Raw genomic sequence first — 18,557 nt, 5'->3', positions numbered from 1 at the left:
GTTATTTCTCCTGGCTGACAGACGCGCAGATCACATGGATGCCGCGGGCCTGAATCTGATCGCGTGCCTCCACGGGCAGGCGATCATCGGTAATGAGGGTATGGACGCTGCTCCACGGCAGTTCCAGGTTGGGGATCTTTCGACCGATCTTGTCGGCCTCCACCATCACGATCACTTCGCGAGCGACCTCAGCCATCACGCGGCTCAGGCCCAGCAGTTCGTTGAAGGTGGTCGTACCGCGAACCAGATCGATGCCGTCGGCACCGATGAACAGCTGGTCGAAGTCATAGGAACGCAAAACTTGCTCGGCAACCTGGCCCTGGAACGATTCGGAATGAGGGTCCCAGGTGCCACCGGTCATCAGTAGCACCGGTTCGTGTTCCAGTTCGCTCAAGGCATTGGCGACGTGCAGGGAATTGGTCATCACCACCAACCCAGGCTGCAAGCCGAGTTCAGGGATCATGGCGGCGGTGGTGCTGCCACTGTCGATGATGATCCGCGCGTGTTCGCGGATCCGCTTCACGGCGGCCCGGGCAATGGCCTGTTTGTATTTGGAAACGGTTTGACCGTTTTCCGCCACCAGCTCCTGCGGCATTGGTACAGCACCACCGTAACGGCGCAGCAGCAGGCCATTGGTCTCCAGGGCGGCCAGATCCTTGCGAATCGTAACTTCTGAGGTTTCGAAGCGTTTGGCCAACTCATCCACACTCACCTCGCCCTGCTCTTGAAGCAGCGCCAGGATGTTGTGGCGACGTTGTGGTGTGTTGCGCTTGGACATGACGGCCTAAGTTTCGATTTGAAAGATAACGTAACTAATCAAAACCCATTGCGGAGTTTCCGTCAAGGCGGAGGAAGAAAAATTCAGAAATTCGATGCAGAAACGGGCTCGCTCGCGAAGGGGCATGTCAGACACTGGAGCAGTGAAATGACACACCATTTCGCAGGCAAGCCCGCTTTCAAATGGGACTGTGGATAACTTTCAGGGCTTCCTGATCTTTTCCGGTCGTCTCCAGCCATCGATGTTACGTTGACGAGCCCGTCCCACCGCCAATTGGGCGTTATCCACATTCTGGGTGATGGTGGAACCGGCTGCGGTGGTCGCACCACTGGAGATATCCACAGGCGCTACCAAGGAATTGTTCGAGCCAATGAACACATCCTCGCCCAACACGGTTTTCCATTTGTTGGCCCCGTCGTAGTTGCAGGTGATGGTGCCGGCCCCAATGTTGGTGCGAGCGCCAACCTCCGCGTCTCCCAGATAGGTCAGGTGCCCGGCCTTGGCGCCTTCCCCCAGATGAGCATTCTTCAGCTCGACGAAGTTACCCACATGGGCGCGGGCTTCCAGCACGCTGCCAGGGCGCAGGCGGGCAAACGGGCCGGCGTCGCTGCCTTCTCCCATCACCGCGCCTTCAAGGTGGCTGTTGGCCTTGATCACCGCGCCTTTGCGCAAGGTACTGTCCTTGATGACACAGTTCGGGCCGATGACCACGTCGTCTTCGATGACAACCTTGCCTTCGAGGATGACATTGATGTCGATGACCACATCGCGGCCCACGCTGACCTCTCCACGTACATCGAAACGGGCGGGATCACGCAGGGTCACGCCTTGGGCCATCAGGCGACGGGCCGCGCGCAATTGGTAGTGGCGCTCCAGCTCGGCCAACTGCCGGCGATCGTTGGCCCCCTGCACTTCCATGGCGTCCAGGGGTTGTTCGGTGGCCACCACCAGGCCGTCAGCGACAGCCATGGCAATCACATCGGTCAGGTAGTACTCACCTTGTGCGTTATCGTTCGACAGGCGACTCAGCCAGCCATCCAGGCGCTTGGCCGGTACGGCCAGGATCCCGGTGTTGCCCTCGGTGATAGCCCGCTGGGCTTCATTGGCGTCTTTCTGTTCGACGATAGCCGTAACCTGGCCAGCGGCATTGCGCACGATGCGGCCATAACCGGTCGGGTCGTCCAGCTCGACGGTCAGCAGACCCAGTTGGTCCGGGGTGACATGCTCGAGCAGGCGCTGCAAGGTATCGACTTCGATCAACGGCACGTCGCCGTAGAGAATCAGTACGGTATCGGCGCTGATGAACGGCACGGCCTGGGCCACCGCGTGGCCGGTACCCAGTTGCCTGTCCTGCAGGACAAAATTCAGGTCATCAGCCGCCAGGCGTTCGCGAACCGCATCGGCACCGTGGCCGATCACCACATGGATTCGCTGTGGATCGAGTTGGCGGGCGCTGTGGATAACGTGGCCAAGCATGGAATTACCGGCAACCGGGTGCAGGACCTTGGGCAGCGCCGAACGCATGCGAGTGCCTTGACCGGCCGCGAGGATAACGATTTCGAGAGACATGACTGGCTACCAATCCTGGGTGGTCAGCGGCTGCGACCAGATAATGAGTGTCAGAAAAGAAAAAAGGGTAGCCGAGGCTACCCTTTTTAATCAATCGCACAGAAAGCTGACGGCTTAACCGCCGAACTTCTTGCGGATCTGCTGGACGGTGCGCAGCTGGGCTGCAGCCTCGGCCAGACGTGCAGCAGCAGAACCGTAGTCGAAGTCTGCGCCTTTTTCGCTCAGCGCCTTTTCGGCAGCCTTGACGGCTTCCTGAGCGGAGGCTTCGTCCAGGTCGGCAGCACGTTGCACGGTGTCGGCAAGGACCTTGACCATGTTCGGCTGAACCTCGAGGAAACCACCGGAGATGTAATACACCTCGACTTCCCCGCCCTGCTTGATCAAGCGGATCGGACCTGGTTTCAGATTCGTGATCAGCGGTGCGTGACCCAGGGCGATACCAAGATCCCCCAGCTCACCATGCGCAACCACCATCTCGACCAGACCGGAGAAAATTTCTCCTTCCGCACTGACGATATCGCAATGGACTGTCATAGCCATCTGATTGCCTCAACCTAAATTAGCGCCCGTTGCCGGGCGCCGGGATTACAGTTTCTTGGCTTTCTCGATCGCTTCTTCGATGCCGCCGACCATGTAGAACGCTTGTTCTGGCAGGTGGTCGTAGTCACCGTTGAGGATGCCTTTGAAGCCAGCAATGGTGTCTTTCAGGGAAACGTATTTACCCGAAGCACCGGTGAAGACTTCAGCCACGAAGAACGGCTGCGACAAGAAGCGCTGGATCTTACGAGCACGGGCAACCAACTGCTTGTCGGTTTCCGACAGCTCGTCCATACCCAGGATCGCAATGATGTCCTTCAGCTCTTTGTAGCGCTGCAGTACGTATTGAACGCCGCGAGCGGTTTCGTAGTGCTCGTTGCCGATCACGTTCGGGTCCAGCTGACGCGAAGTCGAGTCCAGTGGGTCTACCGCTGGGTAGATACCCAGGGAAGCGATGTCACGAGACAGTACGACGGTGGCGTCGAGGTGGGCGAAGGTGGTCGCCGGCGACGGGTCGGTCAAGTCGTCCGCAGGAACGTATACGGCCTGGATCGAAGTAATCGAACCTTGCTTGGTCGAAGTGATGCGCTCTTGCAGCACGCCCATCTCTTCAGCCAGGGTCGGCTGGTAGCCTACTGCCGAAGGCATACGGCCCAGCAGTGCGGATACTTCGGTACCGGCCAGGGTGTAACGGTAGATGTTGTCGACGAACAGCAGAACGTCGTTACCTTCGTCACGGAACTTCTCGGCCATGGTCAGGCCGGTCAGGGCTACGCGCAGACGGTTTCCCGGCGGCTCGTTCATCTGGCCGTAGACCAGTGCCACTTTGTCCAGAACGTTGGAATCCTTCATCTCGTGGTAGAAGTCGTTACCCTCACGAGTACGCTCACCCACACCGGCGAACACGGAATAACCGCTGTGCTCGATGGCGATGTTACGGATCAGTTCCATCATGTTCACGGTCTTGCCTACACCGGCACCACCGAACAGACCGACTTTACCGCCCTTGGCGAACGGGCAGACCAGGTCGATAACCTTGATGCCGGTTTCCAGGAGGTCGTTGCCGCCAGCCTGTTCAGCGAAGGACGGCGCAGGACGGTGAATGCCCCAACGCTCTTCTTCGCCGATCGGACCAGCTTCGTCGATCGGGTTGCCCAGTACGTCCATGATCCGGCCCAGGGTCGCTTTACCGACCGGTACGGAGATGGCTGCGCCAGTGTTGTTGACGTCCAGACCGCGCTTCAAGCCCTCGGTGGAGCCCATCGCAATGGTACGAACCACGCCGTCGCCCAGCTGCTGCTGAACTTCCAGGGTGGTTTCGGCGCCTTGAACCTTCAAGGCGTCGTAGATGCTCGGTACGCTGTCGCGTGGAAATTCCACGTCGATAACGGCGCCGATGATTTGAACGATACGTCCGCTACTCATAGCTGGATCCTCTGAATATTTGAACCGTTAAACCGCGGCAGCGCCGCCGACGATTTCCGAGATCTCTTGGGTGATCGCAGCCTGACGCGCCTTGTTGTAGATCAGCTGCAAATCGCTGATCAGATCACCGGCGTTGTCAGTAGCGTTCTTCATCGCGATCATCCGCGCGGCCTGTTCGGCTGCGTTGTTCTCGACCACCGCCTGGTACACCTGCGACTCCACGTAGCGGACCATCAAGCCGTCAAGCAGCTCCTTGGCATCGGGTTCGTAGAGATAGTCCCAGTGGTGCTTGAGTTCCTGTTCCGGGGTCGCCACCAGTGGAATCAACTGCTCCACGGTTGGCTGTTGCGTCATGGTGTTGATGAACTTGTTGGATACCACGGACAGGCGGTCGATCCGGCCTTCCAGATAAGCATCCAGCATCACCTTGACGCTGCCGATCAAGTCATTGATCGACGGCTCTTCACCCAGGTGGCTGATAGCGGCGACGACGTTACCGCCGAAGTTGCGGAAGAAAGCCGCACCCTTGCTACCGACCACGCACAGATCGATCTCGACGCCTTGTTCGCGGTTTACCGCCATGTCCTTGACCAGGGCCTTGAACAGGTTGGTGTTCAAGCCACCGCACAGACCACGGTCACTGCTCACCACAACGTAACCAACGCGCTTGATGGCGCGCTCGATCATGAACGGGTGGCGATATTCCGGGTTGGCGTTGGCCAGATGACCAATCACCTGGCGGATGCGCTCCGCATAAGGACGGCTAGCAGCCATGCGCATTTGTGCCTTGCGCATTTTGCTGACCGCCACTTTTTCCATGGCGCTGGTAATTTTTTGCGTGCTTTTGATGCTCGCAATCTTACTGCGAATCTCTTTTGCGCCTGCCATGTAACACCTATCAGGTTAGCAAGCGGGAGCCTTGCGGCTCCCGCTGCGGCTTACCAGGTTTGGGTGGCCTTGAACTTCTCGATACCGGCTTTGAGGCCAGCGTCGATTTCGTCATTGAAGTCACCCTTCACGTTGATCTTGGCCATCAAATCGGCGTGATCGCGGTTGAAGAAAGCAATCAGCGCTTGTTCGAAGCTGCCGATCTTGGCGATTTCAATGTCAGTCAGGAACCCACGCTCAGCGGCATACAGCGACAGCGCCATGTCAGCGATCGACATAGGTGCGTATTGCTTCTGCTTCATCAGCTCGGTAACGCGCTGACCATGCTCAAGTTGCTTACGGGTCGCTTCGTCCAGGTCAGAAGCGAACTGGGCGAATGCCGCCAGTTCACGGTACTGGGCCAGGGCGGTACGGATACCACCGGACAGCTTCTTGATGATCTTGGTCTGAGCGGCACCACCCACACGGGATACCGAAACACCGGCGTTCACAGCAGGACGGATGCCCGAGTTGAACATGGCCGATTCCAGGAAGATCTGACCGTCGGTGATGGAGATCACGTTGGTCGGAACGAACGCGGAAACGTCGCCAGCCTGGGTTTCGATGATCGGCAAGGCGGTCAGGGAGCCGGTCTTGCCGGTGACGGCGCCATTGGTGAACTTCTCTACGTACTCTTCCGAAACGCGGGATGCGCGCTCCAGCAGACGGGAGTGGAGATAGAACACGTCACCTGGGTAGGCTTCACGTCCTGGCGGACGGCGCAGCAGCAGGGAAATCTGGCGGTAGGCCACTGCTTGCTTAGACAGATCGTCATAGACGATCAGCGCGTCTTCACCGCGATCGCGGAAGAACTCGCCCATGGTGCAGCCGGAGTATGGTGCCAGGAATTGCAGTGCGGCCGATTCGGAGGCGCTGGCGGCAACGATGATGGTGTTAGCCAGTGCACCGTTCTCTTCCAGCTTGCGAACCACGTTGGCGATGGTCGATTGCTTCTGACCGATTGCCACGTATACGCAATAGATACCGCTGTTCTTCTGGTTGATGATCGCGTCGATCGCCAGAGCGGTCTTACCGATCTGACGGTCACCGATGATCAGCTCACGCTGGCCACGGCCGACAGGGATCATGGCATCGACTGCCTTGTAGCCAGTCTGTACAGGCTGGTCTACCGACTTACGCCAGATCACGCCTGGAGCAACTTTCTCGACCGCATCGGTCTCGGTGTTGTTCAGCGGACCTTTGCCGTCAACAGGGTTACCCAGCGCATCGACGACGCGACCCAGCAGTTCCTTACCTACCGGAACTTCAAGGATGCGGCCGGTGCACTTGGCGCTCATGCCTTCAGCCAGAGTCGTGTAGGCACCCAGTACAACGGCACCTACGGAGTCTTGCTCCAGGTTGAGGGCCATACCGTAGACGCCGCCCGGAAACTCGATCATCTCGCCGTACATGACGTCGGCCAGACCGTGAATCCGCACGATGCCGTCAGATACGCTGACGACAGTGCCTTCGTTACGGGCTTGGGAGGTCACATCGAGCTTTTCGATGCGGCCCTTGATAATTTCACTTATTTCGGAAGGATTGAGTTGCTGCATTGCTCTGCTGCCCCTTCAAACTCAAGATTTCAATGCTTCGGCAAGTTTCGCGAGTTTGCCGCGAATCGAGCCATCGATAACCAGGTCACCGGCGCGGATAACGACACCACCAATCAAGGCAGGGTCTTCCGTAACGTCCAGACGCACTTCCCGGTTGAGTCGTGCACTGAGAACCTTGGCGAGTTTGTCTTGCTGTTCTTGGTTCAATGCAAAAGCACTGGTCACTTCCACGTCTACCGACTTCTCCTGCTCGGCCTTGTACAGGTCGAACAGGGCGGCGATCTCCGGCAGAAGCGGGAGACGGTCGTTTTCGGCAACGACGTGAATGAAATTCTGTGCCTTGGCATCGAACTTGTCGCCGCACACGTCAATGAACGTGGCGGCCTTTTCTGCGCTCGTCAGTCGCGGGGCCTTGAGCACGCGCTGCATGGTGTCATCTTTCGACACCGCTGCCGCCAGGCCGAGCATGGCTGACCAATTGGCCAGTTGCTGGTGGGCCTGAGCGTGCTCGAAGGCCGCCTTAGCGTAAGGTCGGGCCAACGTGGTCAGTTCTGCCATGATCGCCCTCGCTTAGATTTCAGCAGCCAGTTTGTTTACCAGCTCTGCGTGCGCGTTTTGATCGATTGTGGCACCCAGGATCTTCGAAGCACCGCCAACGGCCAGGCTACCCACTTGGGCACGCAGCGCGTCTTTGACACTGTTGAGTTCCTGTTCGATCTCGGCTTGAGCCTGGGCCTTCACACGTTCAGCTTCGACGCGAGCCTGTTCACGGGCTTCGTCGACAATCTGAGTACCGCGTTTCTTGGCTTGCTCGATGATTTCAGCTGCCTGGGCTTTCGCTTCGCGCAGTTGCTGACCCACTTTCTCTTGGGCCAACTCCAGGTCGCGAGCTGCACGGCTGGCAGCGTCCAGACCATCTGCGATCTTCTTTTGACGTTCGTGCAGAGCCGCGATGACCGGAGGCCATACGAACTTCATGCAGAACAATACAAAAATCAGGAACGCAACGGACTGGCCAATCAGGGTCGCATTAATGTTCACGCCAACACCTCGCAGTTACGTTGTCCATCACACCAATCTACTCGGAGAATCCGAGTAATCAGCCAGCGATCTGACCAACGAACGGGTTCGCAAAGGTGAAGAACAGAGCGATACCAACACCGATCATGGTTACGGCGTCGAGCAGACCGGCAACGATGAACATCTTGACTTGCAGCATTGGAACCATTTCTGGCTGACGAGCAGCGCCTTCCAGGAACTTGCCGCCCAACAGGCCGAAACCAATTGCGGTACCCAGTGCGCCCAGGCCGATCAACAGTGCAACAGCGATAGCGGTTAGACCAACTACAGTTTCCATCTTTCCTCCCGACTTTTACGTCGTATGGTTTAGGTTTTTTTAATTTAAAGCGGTAAAACAAATCGTTTCATCGTGGCCTGTTCCGGCCCCCTCCCGTTTGACCGGGAAGGACATCAGACTAGTCGAGACTGGCCTTAATGGTTTTCTTCGTGCGCCATCGACAGGTAGACGATGGTCAGCATCATGAAGATGAACGCCTGCAGGGTGATGATCAGGATGTGGAACACAGCCCACGCCCACTGCAGTGCAACGCCCAGGCCGCTGAGCCAGAGCAGGCCGCTGCCGAACATCACGGCGATCAGGATGAACACCAGCTCGCCGGCATACATGTTGCCGAACAGACGCAGAGCCAGAGAGATCGGCTTGGCGATCAGGGTCACGAATTCCAGCAGGAAGTTCACCGGGATCAGCAGGGCTTGAACGAGGATGTTCTTGCTGCCGAACGGATGCAGGGTCAGTTCGCCGATGAAGCCGCCGATACCCTTGACCTTGATGCTATAGAAAATGATCAGTGCGAAGACCGAGAACGCCATGCCCAGGGTCGCGTTCGGGTCGGTGGTCGACACGGCGCGGAACGGGATATGCGAATCACCGGAAATCAGGATGGCCAGTTGAGGAATCCAGTCGACCGGGATGAGGTCGATGGCGTTCATCAGAAACACCCAGACGAAGATGGTCAATGCCAATGGCGCGATGACCGGGCTACGGCCATGGAAGCTGTCTTTCACGCTGCCATCGACGAACTCGACCAGGACTTCGACGAAGTTCTGCAACGCACCTGGCTGACCCGAAGTGGCCTTCTTCGCTGCCATGCGGAAGAGGAAGACGAAGATCAGACCCAGCGCGACCGACCAGCCGAGGGTATCGACGTGGAAAGCCCAGAAGCCCATTTCCTTGGCTTCTGCTGCGGTGTGGGCAAAGCCCCAGCCGCCGTTGGGTAGCTGACCGAAGGTCAGGTTCTGCAAGTGGTGCTGGATATAGCCCGAAGCGGTTGTCTCTGCCATGTGTGCCTCAAACGCCCTAAGGTCTCGAAAGTCTTGTTCTCATCAGCAGGGGAGCGAACCAGCTGACCAGTTGGGTCAGCACGAAGACGCCGAATACAGCCAGCGGCGCCAATGGCTTCACACCTGCGAACGTCAATGCAAACAGCATTGCCGTCAAAATCAGTTTCCCCGCCTCGCCGGCATAAAAAGACCGGACGATAGCCTGGGCTGCTCGGGCGCCGGAAAACCGAAATGCCCTGTGAGCGAAGTAAATATTGGGAAGCAAGGCTATCAGGCCTCCGCAAAGACCCGAGTATCCGGCGACGACTCCTTTCCATTGCCAGAGCGCCAACGTGGCGATCAGTACAACGGCGAGCTGTGTCATCAAGACCGGAAAAACTGCCAGACGATGGAACGGCAAGCGGTTTGGCGTGCGGGTTTCCATCGCTTTTGCTCTCCAGTGGTCGGCTGCCTGAAATCAATAACTTGGCATAATTTGTGCCGACAAAATGCGCGCAGAGTATAGGGGCGGTTCTGCCCCTATTCAACTGCCGGGTAGTGATTTCCGACTGGGCGCTACAAGAGCAATTGTTTCAGCGGATGTGCGCAAGAACGCCCTGCAACTCGTCCAGGGAGTTATAGCCAATCACCAATTGGCCTTTTCCCTTCTTGCCGTGGCGAATCTGCACCGCAGAGCCCAGGCGCTCGGCCAGGCGCTGTTCCAGGCGAGCGATATCCGGGTCGGGTTTGGGGGCTTCGACAGGGGCCGGTTTACCACTGAGCCACTGGCGAACCAGTGCCTCGGTTTGGCGCACGGTGAGGCCTCGTGCGACAACATGTCGCGCCCCTTCAACCTGTTGATTTTCCGGCAAACCGAGCAGAGCCCGTGCATGACCCATTTCCAGGTCGCCATGGGACAGCATGGTCTTGATAACCTCCGGCAAGGCGATCAGCCGCAACAGGTTGGCCACGGTCACGCGGGACTTGCCCACCGCTTCGGCCACCTGTTGCTGGGTCAGCTGGAACTCCTGTTGCAAACGTTGCAGGGCAACTGCCTCTTCGATCGGATTGAGGTCTTCACGCTGGATGTTTTCGATCAACGCCATGGCAATGGCGGTTTCATCCGGTACGTCGCGTACCATCGCCGGAATGGTTTCCTGACCAGCCTGCTGGCTCGCACGCCAGCGGCGTTCGCCTGCGATGATCTCATACCGGCCGCCGTCTATCGGGCGCACCACGATGGGTTGCATCACGCCCTGGCTCTTGATCGATTGAGCCAGTTCCTCCAGCGCCTGCGGGTCCATGTCCCGGCGCGGCTGGTATTTGCCACGCTGGATCAGGTCCAGCGGCAGGTGCTGCAATTCGCGCTGGTCGGCCTGCACGGCCTGTTCTTCCAGCGTACTGACGGTGGGACCGCTGAGCAGCGCATCCAGTCCACGTCCGAGCCCACGTTTCTTGATGGCCATGGGGTTTCCTTAAGTTGGCTGGGCGGCGGCGGTGCGTGGATTACGGCGCTGACGGCGAACCATTTCGCCCGCCAGGGCCAGGTAAGCCAGCGCACCACGGGATTGTTTGTCATAGGCCAGGGCCGGCATCCCGTAGCTCGGCGCTTCGGCCAGGCGGATGTTACGCGGAATGACCGTATCGTAGAGCTGCTCGCCGAAATGTTCCTTGAGCTGGACAGAAACATCGTTCATCAGGCTCAGGCGCGGGTCGTACATGGTCCGCAGCAAGCCTTCGACTTTCAGCTCCGGGTTCAGCAATTCGGAGATGCGCTTGATGTTATCCACAAGGTCGCTCAACCCTTCCAATGCAAAATATTCGCACTGCATCGGGATAATGACCCCATCGGCGGCCACCAGGGCGTTCAGTGTCAGCATCGACAACGATGGTGGGCAGTCGATCAGGATGTAGTCGTAGTTTTCCCGGATGGGCGCCAGGGCGCTGCGCAGGCGGCTTTCCTTCATCTGCATTTCCAACAGCACCACCTCGGCCGCCGTCAGGTCACGGTTCGCCGGGAGCAGTTGATAACCGCCGTGTTCGGAGAAATGCATGGCCTGGCCCAGATCGCATTCACCGATCAGAACATCGTAGATGGAATTTTCCAGGCCATGTTTATCCACACCGCTGCCCATGGTGGCGTTGCCCTGTGGATCGAGATCGATCAGCAACACCCGGCGCTTGGTCGCGACCAGGGATGCTGCGAGGTTGATGCAGGTGGTGGTCTTGCCCACACCACCTTTCTGGTTCGCTATCGCGAATACCTTAGCCATTCTTGCTTGTGTTCCCAATCATGCCGTGCGGCGCAGTATCAGCAGATGGCGTTGGCCTTGGCAACCAGGTACGGCCAAGGCGTGTTCGCTATCGAGGTGGAAGTCTGCCGGCAATGCTACCAGCTCATCGGCCGGATGAACGCCCTTCATTGCCAGCCAGCGCGTATTCCCACCGCCGAGGTGGCGAGTCCAGTTGGTGAAGTTTTCCATGCTGCTGAATGCCCGGGAAATGATCCCGTCGAACGGCAGTGCAGGCTGGAACGCTTCCACGCGACTGTGGATAACTTGGAGGTTATCCAACTTGAGCTCGAGTTTGACCTGCGTGAGGAAGCGCGTTTTCTTGCCGTTACTGTCCAGGCACGTCACTTGCGCCTCTGGAAACAGGATCGCCAAGGGGATCCCGGGCATGCCTCCACCGCTGCCGACATCAAGCCACCGGCCATTTTCGATGAAAGACATCACACTGAGACTATCGAGCAGATGCCGAGACACCATTTCATCCGGATCGCGTACGGCAGTCAGGTTGTAAGCCTTGTTCCATTTGATCAACAGCGCCAGATAATCCAGTAGTTGCGCATGCTGGGTTTCACTCAGGCATACCCCAAGTTGGCGAGCACCTGTGGATAACTCTTCGGCGTGTTGCGAGGTGACCAACGAACTCAAGCGCTTTGCTCCAACTGACGGCCCGCGCCGCGTTTTTTCAAATGAATCATCAACAGGGAAATCGCTGCCGGAGTCACCCCAGGGATACGCGAAGCCTGGCCCAACGTCTCCGGACGAGTCGCACCGAGCTTGCTCTGGATTTCCTTCGACAGCCCGGATATGACCGTGTAATCGATATCCACAGGCAATTTCGTGTCCTCACTGGCGCGCAGACGAGCAATCTCGTCCTGCTGGCGGTCAATGTAGCCGGCGTATTTGGTCTTGATCTCGACCTGCTCGGCAACCTGTGGGTCCTGGGCGCCCTCGCCCGTGACCTCCACCAACCCGGCGTAATCGATTTCCGGGCGGCTCAAGAGGTTGAGCAAGTTGTATTCATGGGTCAGCGGCGTACCGAACCTGGCCGCGATGGCATCACCCTGTTCGGTACCGGGACGAACCCAGGTACTTTTCAGGCGCTGCTCTTCCAGCGCGATACTTTCGCGTTTCTTGCAGAACGCCGCCCAACGTACATCGTCTACCAACCCCAATTCGCGTCCCTTCTCGGTCAGGCGCAAGTCGGCGTTGTCTTCACGCAGGATCAGGCGATATTCCGCACGGGAAGTGAACATCCGATACGGTTCCTGGGTACCCAGGGTAATCAGGTCGTCCACCAAAACACCGATGTACGCTTCATCGCGTCGTGGGCACCAGCTGTCCTGGCCGCGGGCCCGCAGTGCGGCGTTGGTCCCGGCCAGCAGGCCTTGGGCCCCGGCTTCTTCGTAGCCGGTGGTGCCGTTGATCTGCCCAGCGAAGAACAGACCACCAATGACCTTGGTTTCCAGGCTGTACTTCAGGTCACGTGGATCGAAATAGTCATACTCGATGGCATAACCTGGGCGAACGATGTGGGCGTTTTCCATGCCCCGGATCGATTGCACGATCTGCAGCTGCACATCGAACGGCAGGGAAGTGGAAATCCCGTTCGGGTAAAGCTCATGGGTAGTCAGGCCTTCCGGCTCGATGAAGACCTGATGGCTTTCCTTGTCTGCAAAACGATGGATCTTGTCTTCGATGGACGGGCAGTAACGGGGGCCCACCCCCTCGATCACACCGGAATACATCGGCGAGCGATCCAGGTTGGCAGCAATGATTTCATGGGTACGGGCATTGGTATGGGTGATCCAGCAGCTCACCTGTTTCGGGTGCTGCTCCTTCGAACCCATGAACGACATGACCGGTATTGGGGTATCGCCCGGCTGTTCGGTCATGACCGAGAAATCCACAGACCGCCCATCGATACGCGGCGGGGTGCCTGTCTTCAGGCGTCCGACACGCAATGGCAACTCCCGCAGACGCTGGGCCAGTGCGATGGACGGCGGATCACCCGCGCGACCACCAGAATAATTCTGCAAGCCAATGTGGATAAGTCCGCCAAGGAAAGTCCCTGTGGTCAATACCACGGATTCGGCGAAGAAACGCAGACCCATCTGGGTCACGACACCTCGGACCTGATCCTGTTCAACGATCAGGTCGTCTGCCGCTTGTTGAAATATCCACAGGTTCGGCTGGTTTTCCAGGATTTCACGGACAGCCGCCTTGTACAGGACCCGATCGGCCTGGGCGCGAGTCGCCCGTACCGCCGGGCCCTTGCGGCTGTTCAATACGCGGAACTGAATGCCGCCTTTATCGGTGGCCATGGCCATCGCGCCGCCAAGGGCATCGATTTCCTTGACCAGATGGCTCTTGCCTATGCCACCAATGGCCGGGTTGCAGCTCATGGCCCCAAGGGTTTCCACGTTATGCGTCAACAGCAGGGTTTTGACGCCCATGCGTGCTGAGGCGAGTGCTGCCTCGGTACCGGCATGACCGCCGCCGATGACGATCACTTCAAAACGGGAAGGGAAATCCACCACGCACCTCGTGCCTGCTTAATTCAGGTAATTCGGAAAAGGTTATGAGTCTGGCCTGGGTGTTTTCTGAACCAGGTCGGCAAGTATAGGGACTTCGCCCTTCCTAAAGAACCCTTTGCACAAAATTTAACCAGCTGTGGAGAACTCGCGGTTAAAAAATTAAAAAAGAGAGAAATTTATAAAACCTTTGTTTTTATGTTTATTCTTATGCAACCACCCGCCTGTGGATAAATCTCTGTAGGCTACGATTTTCAAGGTGTACAGAGTTTCAAAAGCCTGTGGTCATGTAGCTGGGAGGGGGTTGGATAACTGCCGTAAGCCTGTGGATTAGTAGATAGCTTATCCACAGAGGCGATTATCCTCGGCTTTTCGGGGGGGTTATCAACGGATCTCAGGCGCGGTTATTCACAGGGCTTGATCCTGTCATCGAACAGGCCTGGGAGAGGGAATGCAGACTATTTGGCGGGTAACAGCATCGAAGGATCGATGTGCTGCGTAACCACACCCACCAAGAAAGATGGGCGAGGGAGTGCCGCCCGGGTTGCCAGGACCGGCTAGAGAAGATTGGGATAACGATCCAGGGCGCTATGACGGCCAGCGAGCAGGCCGGTGGGATTCCTACGGGCAATTATTCAAACCAGGACTGTGGATAGACTGCCCACAGCCCTGGTGCTATTTGCCGATGCAGAAGCTGGAAAAGATCCTTCCCAGGAGGTCATCGGAGCTGAAGGCGCCCGTGATCTCACCCAATGAGTGCTGGGCCTGACGAAGATCCTCGGCCAACAGCTCACCGGCGCCAGCCAATGTCAGCTGAGCACGACCGTGTTCCAACGCCGCGCTGGCATGGCGCAACGCCTCGAGGTGCCGGCGTCGGGCGCTGAAGCTGCTCTCCGAGGTTTGCTCATAGCCCATGCAAGCCTTGAGGTGTTCACGCAGCAACTCCAGGCCCTCTCCTGCTGCTTTCGCGCTCAGGCTGATAGTCACGTGGCCGTCGTCGCTGACCTCGAGTGCTATCGCTTCTCCCGTAAGGTCGGCTTTATTGCGGATCAGCGTAACCTTCGCCGGATCCGGGCGCACTTCGAGAAATTCAGGCCACAAGGCAAAAGGATCGCCTGCTTCCGGGGCGGTCGCGTCGACTACCAGCAGTACTCGATCAGCTTCACCAATGGCTTTCAACGCCCGTTCGACGCCAATTTTCTCCACCTGGTCGTCGGTATCGCGCAAACCTGCGGTGTCCACAACGTGCAGAGGCATGCCGTCGATGTGGATATGTTCGCGCAGGATATCCCGGGTAGTACCGGCGATCTCGGTGACAATCGCCGCCTCACGACCGGCCAGGGCATTGAGCAAGCTCGATTTGCCGGCATTGGGCCGTCCTGCGATCACCACGGTCATGCCGTCTCGCAATAAGGCACCTTGTCCGGCTTCCCGCAGGACTGTGGATAATTCATCGCGTACTTTGTCGAGCATGCTCAGCACATGGCCATCGGCAAGGAAGTCGATTTCTTCCTCGGGAAAATCGATCGCCGCTTCGACATAGATCCTCAGGCCAATCAACTGTTCGGTGAGGTTATGCACACGCTGGGAAAAAGCGCCCTGCAGAGAACGCAGTGCGTTGCGCGCAGCCTGTGCTGAACTGGCTTCGATCAGGTCGGCGATCGCCTCAGCCTGGGCCAGGTCGAGTTTGTCGTTGAGGAACGCTCGCTCGCTGAATTCACCCGGCCGCGCCAGGCGGCAGCCCAACTCAAGGCATCTGTGGAGCAACATATCCAGCACTACTGGGCCGCCATGGCCCTGCAGTTCCAGCACGTCTTCCCCAGTGAAAGAGTTAGGCCCTGGAAAATAGAGCGCGAGTCCTTCATCGAGCACTTGCCGGTCATCGCTGAAAAATGGGCCATAGTGAGCGAACCGTGGCTTGAGCTCGCGCCCACTGATGGCCTTGGCCACGACGCTGGCCAGGGGACCGGAGATTCGGACGATGCCGACGCCGCCTCGCCCCTGGGCAGTGGCAACGGCGGCGATGGTTTCACGAGGTGCGCTCATAACCGATATCCAGACAAAAGTGGCAGATAGCAAAACGCCCCACTAGGGGGCGTTTTGTGTGGTTATCCACAGTGCAAGTTACGCCTCGGCTTTTTTCGTAGCCGCTTCGATCTTACGCGTGATGTACCACTGCTGAGTAATGGACAGCACGTTGTTCACAACCCAGTACAGCACCAGACCGGCCGGGAACCACAAGAAGAAGAAGGTGAAGATGATCGGCATCATTTTCATGACCTTCGCCTGCATTGGATCCGGAGGCGTCGGGTTCAACTGCTGCTGGATGAACATGGTCGCGCCCATGATGATCGGCAGGATGAAGAACGGATCCTTGATCGACAGGTCGGTTATCCACAGCATGAACGGTGCCTGACGCATCTCCACGCTTTCCAGCAGAACCCAGTAGAGCGCCAGGAATACGGGCATTTGTACGAGAATCGGCAAGCAACCACCCAGGGGGTTGATCTTCTCTTTCTTGTACAACTCCATCATGGCCTGGGACATTTTCTGCCGGTCATCGCCATGTTGTTCTTTCAAGGCAGCGAGCTTCGGTGCCACGGCGCGCATGCGGGCCATGGATTTGTAGCTGGCTGCCGACAATGGGAAGAAGATGCCCTTGATCAGCATGGTCAGGAAAATGATCGACCAACCCCAGTTACCAACAATGCTGTGGATATGTTGCAGCAGCCAGAAGATCGGTTGCGCAATGAACCACAGGAAACCGTAGTCGACAGTGAGTTCCAGACCTGGGGACAACTCTTTCAACACAGCCTGGCTTTTCGGGCCGGCATACAGAATGGCGCTGGTCTCGGCCTTGGCGCCTGGGGCCACGGTCAACGCCGGGCCGGTGTAGCCGACGATGTAGTTGCCTTTGCTGTCCTTACGAGTCTGGACGACATTGGTTTCGCCCTTCTGCGGAATCCAGGCCGTCACGAAGTAGTGCTGCAGCCAGGCCACCCAGCCACCTTGAACGGTTTCCTTGAGCTGAGCCTTGTCCATGTCTTTCATGGACACTTTCTTGTAGGGCTCGGAACTTGTCCACAGGGCGGCGCCCAGATAAGTCGCGGTGCCGGTGGCCGTGCTGGAGGAAGGATCGTCACTGGCGTCGCGTTTCAGCTGGGCGAACATAGCGCCGGACCAGGGCTGCGCGCTCTGGTTATCGATCACATAGGACACGACCACGTCATACAGGCCACGTTTGAGTGTGAAGCGCTTGATGTAGTTGACGCCGTCCTTGCTGAACTTCAGGTCGACGACCAGTTGATCCTGCCCATCGGCCAGTTGGTAAGTCTTCTTCTCGGCCGAGTAGACCGGGCGACCCGCCGGGTTGGCATCGGGGCCATTGCTACCAATCAGCCCGCTCTGGGCCAGGTAGGTCCGCTCGTTGCCGTTGTCGAACAGCTGGAACGGGATATCCGGATGATCCTGGCGGCGTGGATAGAGCGGCAGCTTCAATTGGGCAACGTCACCGCCCTGTGGATCGATTGCCAGTTCCAGCACGTCGGTCTTGATCTGGATGAGATCCTTGCTTGCAGCCACAGGGGCTTCAGCAGGAGCACTGGTATCGTTTGTCGCGCGCGGAATGTCATCACTGCTGGCAGCGTTGTTGCCAGAAGCGGTGTCTGGCAGGCTCGGTGCGGTATTGCTGGCTGCAACATTCTGAGTCGGCAGGGCAGCCTGGCCATAGTCCTGGTTCCATTTAAGAACCATGACGTAAGACACGATTGCCAGGGCGACGATCAGGATCGTGCGTTTGATATCCATGATTACTCGGCCATCGAAGAAGAACGGGAGGTAGGGATAGGCGGAACCGGGTCATAGCCACCGGGATTCCACGGATGACAGCGACCTAAACGACGAAAGGTCAGCCAGCCACCGCGCAAAAGGCCATGTTTTTCTATGGCTTCGTACGCGTAGCAGGAACAACTGGGGTAGAAACGACAGTGACTGGCCATCAGGGGACTAATGGCGTAGCGATAAAACTGGATCGGAACGAGTGCCAGTTTACGCATCGGGACTGTCTACCCCTACAGTTTCGGTGTTGACCGCCGGAGCTGGCTTGTTGCGCGCCAGGCGTTTCCAGAGCTTGCCGAAATGCTGAATCAATTCGGGGTTTTCTACGTCACCCAAACCTTTGCGCGCGACGATAACGATGTCCCAGCCGACCAGAGAATCCTGGTTCAGGCGAAACGATTCGCGCATCAGACGTTTGAGGCGATTGCGCTGCACGGAGAGCTTGACGCTCTTTTTCCCGATAACCAGCCCTAAACGGGGGTGATCGAGATCGTTGCTGCGCGCAAGGAGCAGGAGATTTTTCCCCGGAACCTTGCCGGTAGGGGAGTCAAAGACTGCCTTGAAATGCCGGGGTGTAAGCAGACGCTTTTCCCGACTGAAGTCCTGACTCACCTCCAGTGCCGGATTATCAAACTGCCAGACGTGCACGACCTTTGGCGCGACGACGCGACAGGACGGCACGACCGTTCTTGGTAGCCATGCGAGCACGGAAACCGTGGGTACGAGCGCGTTTGATAGTGCTTGGTTGGAAAGTACGTTTCATGTC

Annotated in this window: 20 protein-coding genes; all 20 read right to left on the bottom strand. The window is 57.9% G+C overall.

Annotated features, from left to right (window positions below; all coding sequences use genetic code 11):
• Position 1 precedes the first annotated feature (1 nt).
• The 20 genes from BW992_RS07180 to rpmH all read right to left on the bottom strand — a co-directional run bounded on the left by BW992_RS07180 (position 2) and on the right by rpmH (position 18,554).
• The gene (locus BW992_RS07180) at positions 2-778 is read right to left on the bottom strand and encodes a DeoR/GlpR family DNA-binding transcription regulator (protein ID WP_072397481.1); all 777 of its coding nucleotides are present in this window, start codon (positions 776-778) and stop codon (positions 2-4) included.
• A 201-nt stretch (positions 779-979) separates the two neighbouring features.
• Positions 980-2,347, bottom strand: a complete 1,368-nt coding sequence (gene glmU, locus BW992_RS07175; RefSeq protein ID WP_072397483.1) for a bifunctional UDP-N-acetylglucosamine diphosphorylase/glucosamine-1-phosphate N-acetyltransferase GlmU — start codon at positions 2,345-2,347, stop codon at positions 980-982.
• Between the two features lie 114 nt (positions 2,348-2,461).
• Entirely contained in the window at positions 2,462-2,887 is a 426-nt protein-coding gene (locus tag BW992_RS07170; RefSeq protein ID WP_072397485.1) for a F0F1 ATP synthase subunit epsilon, read from the bottom strand.
• Positions 2,888-2,932: 45 nt separating this feature from the next.
• Positions 2,933-4,309, bottom strand: a complete 1,377-nt coding sequence (gene atpD / locus BW992_RS07165) for a F0F1 ATP synthase subunit beta (protein WP_053149215.1) — start codon at positions 4,307-4,309, stop codon at positions 2,933-2,935.
• 27 nt (positions 4,310-4,336) lie between these two features.
• Positions 4,337-5,197, bottom strand: coding sequence for a F0F1 ATP synthase subunit gamma (gene atpG / locus BW992_RS07160; protein ID WP_072397487.1), 861 nt, complete (start codon positions 5,195-5,197; stop codon positions 4,337-4,339).
• 50 nt (positions 5,198-5,247) lie between these two features.
• Entirely contained in the window at positions 5,248-6,792 is a 1,545-nt protein-coding gene (gene atpA, locus BW992_RS07155; RefSeq protein WP_072397489.1) for a F0F1 ATP synthase subunit alpha, read from the bottom strand.
• Between the two features lie 21 nt (positions 6,793-6,813).
• Entirely contained in the window at positions 6,814-7,350 is a 537-nt protein-coding gene (locus tag BW992_RS07150; RefSeq protein ID WP_072397491.1) for a F0F1 ATP synthase subunit delta, read from the bottom strand.
• A gap of 12 nt (positions 7,351-7,362) precedes the next feature.
• Positions 7,363-7,833 carry a F0F1 ATP synthase subunit B gene (locus BW992_RS07145; RefSeq protein WP_072397493.1) on the bottom strand — a complete coding sequence of 157 codons (471 nt, stop codon included), beginning with the start codon at positions 7,831-7,833 and terminating at the stop codon, positions 7,363-7,365.
• Between the two features lie 58 nt (positions 7,834-7,891).
• Complete coding sequence (atpE, locus tag BW992_RS07140; RefSeq protein ID WP_003097235.1) at positions 7,892-8,149, bottom strand: F0F1 ATP synthase subunit C; 258 nt, start codon at positions 8,147-8,149, stop codon at positions 7,892-7,894.
• Between the two features lie 134 nt (positions 8,150-8,283).
• Positions 8,284-9,153, bottom strand: coding sequence for a F0F1 ATP synthase subunit A (gene atpB, locus BW992_RS07135; protein WP_072397495.1), 870 nt, complete (start codon positions 9,151-9,153; stop codon positions 8,284-8,286).
• Between the two features lie 16 nt (positions 9,154-9,169).
• Complete coding sequence (locus BW992_RS07130) at positions 9,170-9,577, bottom strand: F0F1 ATP synthase subunit I (protein ID WP_072397497.1); 408 nt, start codon at positions 9,575-9,577, stop codon at positions 9,170-9,172.
• Positions 9,578-9,725: 148 nt separating this feature from the next.
• Complete coding sequence (locus tag BW992_RS07125; RefSeq protein WP_072397508.1) at positions 9,726-10,598, bottom strand: ParB/RepB/Spo0J family partition protein; 873 nt, start codon at positions 10,596-10,598, stop codon at positions 9,726-9,728.
• Positions 10,599-10,607: 9 nt separating this feature from the next.
• Positions 10,608-11,405, bottom strand: a complete 798-nt coding sequence (locus BW992_RS07120) for a ParA family protein (protein ID WP_072397510.1) — start codon at positions 11,403-11,405, stop codon at positions 10,608-10,610.
• An 18-nt stretch (positions 11,406-11,423) separates the two neighbouring features.
• Complete coding sequence (rsmG, locus tag BW992_RS07115; protein ID WP_072397511.1) at positions 11,424-12,068, bottom strand: 16S rRNA (guanine(527)-N(7))-methyltransferase RsmG; 645 nt, start codon at positions 12,066-12,068, stop codon at positions 11,424-11,426.
• The gene (gene mnmG, locus BW992_RS07110; protein WP_072459071.1) at positions 12,065-13,957 is read right to left on the bottom strand and encodes a tRNA uridine-5-carboxymethylaminomethyl(34) synthesis enzyme MnmG; all 1,893 of its coding nucleotides are present in this window, start codon (positions 13,955-13,957) and stop codon (positions 12,065-12,067) included. The genes rsmG and mnmG overlap by 4 nt, the downstream gene beginning before the upstream one ends.
• A 672-nt stretch (positions 13,958-14,629) precedes the next feature.
• Entirely contained in the window at positions 14,630-16,000 is a 1,371-nt protein-coding gene (gene mnmE / locus BW992_RS07105) for a tRNA uridine-5-carboxymethylaminomethyl(34) synthesis GTPase MnmE (RefSeq protein WP_076405872.1), read from the bottom strand.
• A gap of 78 nt (positions 16,001-16,078) precedes the next feature.
• On the bottom strand, positions 16,079-17,761 hold the full coding sequence (yidC, locus tag BW992_RS07100) for a membrane protein insertase YidC (RefSeq protein ID WP_076405870.1): 1,683 nt from the start codon (positions 17,759-17,761) through the stop codon (positions 16,079-16,081).
• 2 nt (positions 17,762-17,763) lie between these two features.
• Positions 17,764-18,009 carry a membrane protein insertion efficiency factor YidD gene (yidD, locus tag BW992_RS07095; protein ID WP_072397545.1) on the bottom strand — a complete coding sequence of 82 codons (246 nt, stop codon included), beginning with the start codon at positions 18,007-18,009 and terminating at the stop codon, positions 17,764-17,766.
• Positions 18,002-18,403: a ribonuclease P protein component gene (gene rnpA / locus BW992_RS07090; protein WP_197685723.1), complete on the bottom strand. Its 402-nt coding sequence runs from the start codon at positions 18,401-18,403 to the stop codon at positions 18,002-18,004. Before rnpA ends, yidD begins: the two co-directional genes overlap by 8 nt.
• 16 nt (positions 18,404-18,419) lie before the next feature.
• The gene (gene rpmH, locus BW992_RS07085) at positions 18,420-18,554 is read right to left on the bottom strand and encodes a 50S ribosomal protein L34 (protein ID WP_003213577.1); all 135 of its coding nucleotides are present in this window, start codon (positions 18,552-18,554) and stop codon (positions 18,420-18,422) included.
• Between the last annotated feature and the right edge of the window lie 3 nt (positions 18,555-18,557).

The organism is Pseudomonas sp. 7SR1 (assembly GCF_900156465.1).
In the GTDB taxonomy this organism is placed as follows: Bacteria; Pseudomonadota; Gammaproteobacteria; order Pseudomonadales; family Pseudomonadaceae; genus Aquipseudomonas.
The sequence above is the reverse complement of the archived record's forward strand: the minus strand, read 5'-3'. Positions and strand labels throughout refer to the sequence as shown.

Excerpts from the sequence above, each read along its gene's own strand:
- BW992_RS07150 (WP_072397491.1), bottom strand. The coding sequence starts at position 7,350 with ATGGCAGAACTGACCACGTTGGCCCGACCTTACGCTAAGGCGGCCTTC.
- atpB (WP_072397495.1), bottom strand. The coding sequence starts at position 9,153 with ATGGCAGAGACAACCGCTTCGGGCTATATCCAGCACCACTTGCAGAAC.
- atpE (WP_003097235.1), bottom strand. The coding sequence starts at position 8,149 with ATGGAAACTGTAGTTGGTCTAACCGCTATCGCTGTTGCACTGTTGATC.
- BW992_RS07180 (WP_072397481.1), bottom strand. The coding sequence starts at position 778 with ATGTCCAAGCGCAACACACCACAACGTCGCCACAACATCCTGGCGCTG.
- yidC (WP_076405870.1), bottom strand. The coding sequence starts at position 17,761 with ATGGATATCAAACGCACGATCCTGATCGTCGCCCTGGCAATCGTGTCT.
- atpG (WP_072397487.1), bottom strand. The coding sequence starts at position 5,197 with ATGGCAGGCGCAAAAGAGATTCGCAGTAAGATTGCGAGCATCAAAAGC.
- BW992_RS07125 (WP_072397508.1), bottom strand. The coding sequence starts at position 10,598 with ATGGCCATCAAGAAACGTGGGCTCGGACGTGGACTGGATGCGCTGCTC.
- BW992_RS07170 (WP_072397485.1), bottom strand. The coding sequence starts at position 2,887 with ATGGCTATGACAGTCCATTGCGATATCGTCAGTGCGGAAGGAGAAATT.
- atpA (WP_072397489.1), bottom strand. The coding sequence starts at position 6,792 with ATGCAGCAACTCAATCCTTCCGAAATAAGTGAAATTATCAAGGGCCGC.
- rpmH (WP_003213577.1), bottom strand. The coding sequence starts at position 18,554 with ATGAAACGTACTTTCCAACCAAGCACTATCAAACGCGCTCGTACCCAC.
- yidD (WP_072397545.1), bottom strand. The coding sequence starts at position 18,009 with ATGCGTAAACTGGCACTCGTTCCGATCCAGTTTTATCGCTACGCCATT.
- mnmE (WP_076405872.1), bottom strand. The coding sequence starts at position 16,000 with ATGAGCGCACCTCGTGAAACCATCGCCGCCGTTGCCACTGCCCAGGGG.
- BW992_RS07120 (WP_072397510.1), bottom strand. The coding sequence starts at position 11,405 with ATGGCTAAGGTATTCGCGATAGCGAACCAGAAAGGTGGTGTGGGCAAG.
- BW992_RS07130 (WP_072397497.1), bottom strand. The coding sequence starts at position 9,577 with ATGGAAACCCGCACGCCAAACCGCTTGCCGTTCCATCGTCTGGCAGTT.
- atpD (WP_053149215.1), bottom strand. The coding sequence starts at position 4,309 with ATGAGTAGCGGACGTATCGTTCAAATCATCGGCGCCGTTATCGACGTG.
- glmU (WP_072397483.1), bottom strand. The coding sequence starts at position 2,347 with ATGTCTCTCGAAATCGTTATCCTCGCGGCCGGTCAAGGCACTCGCATG.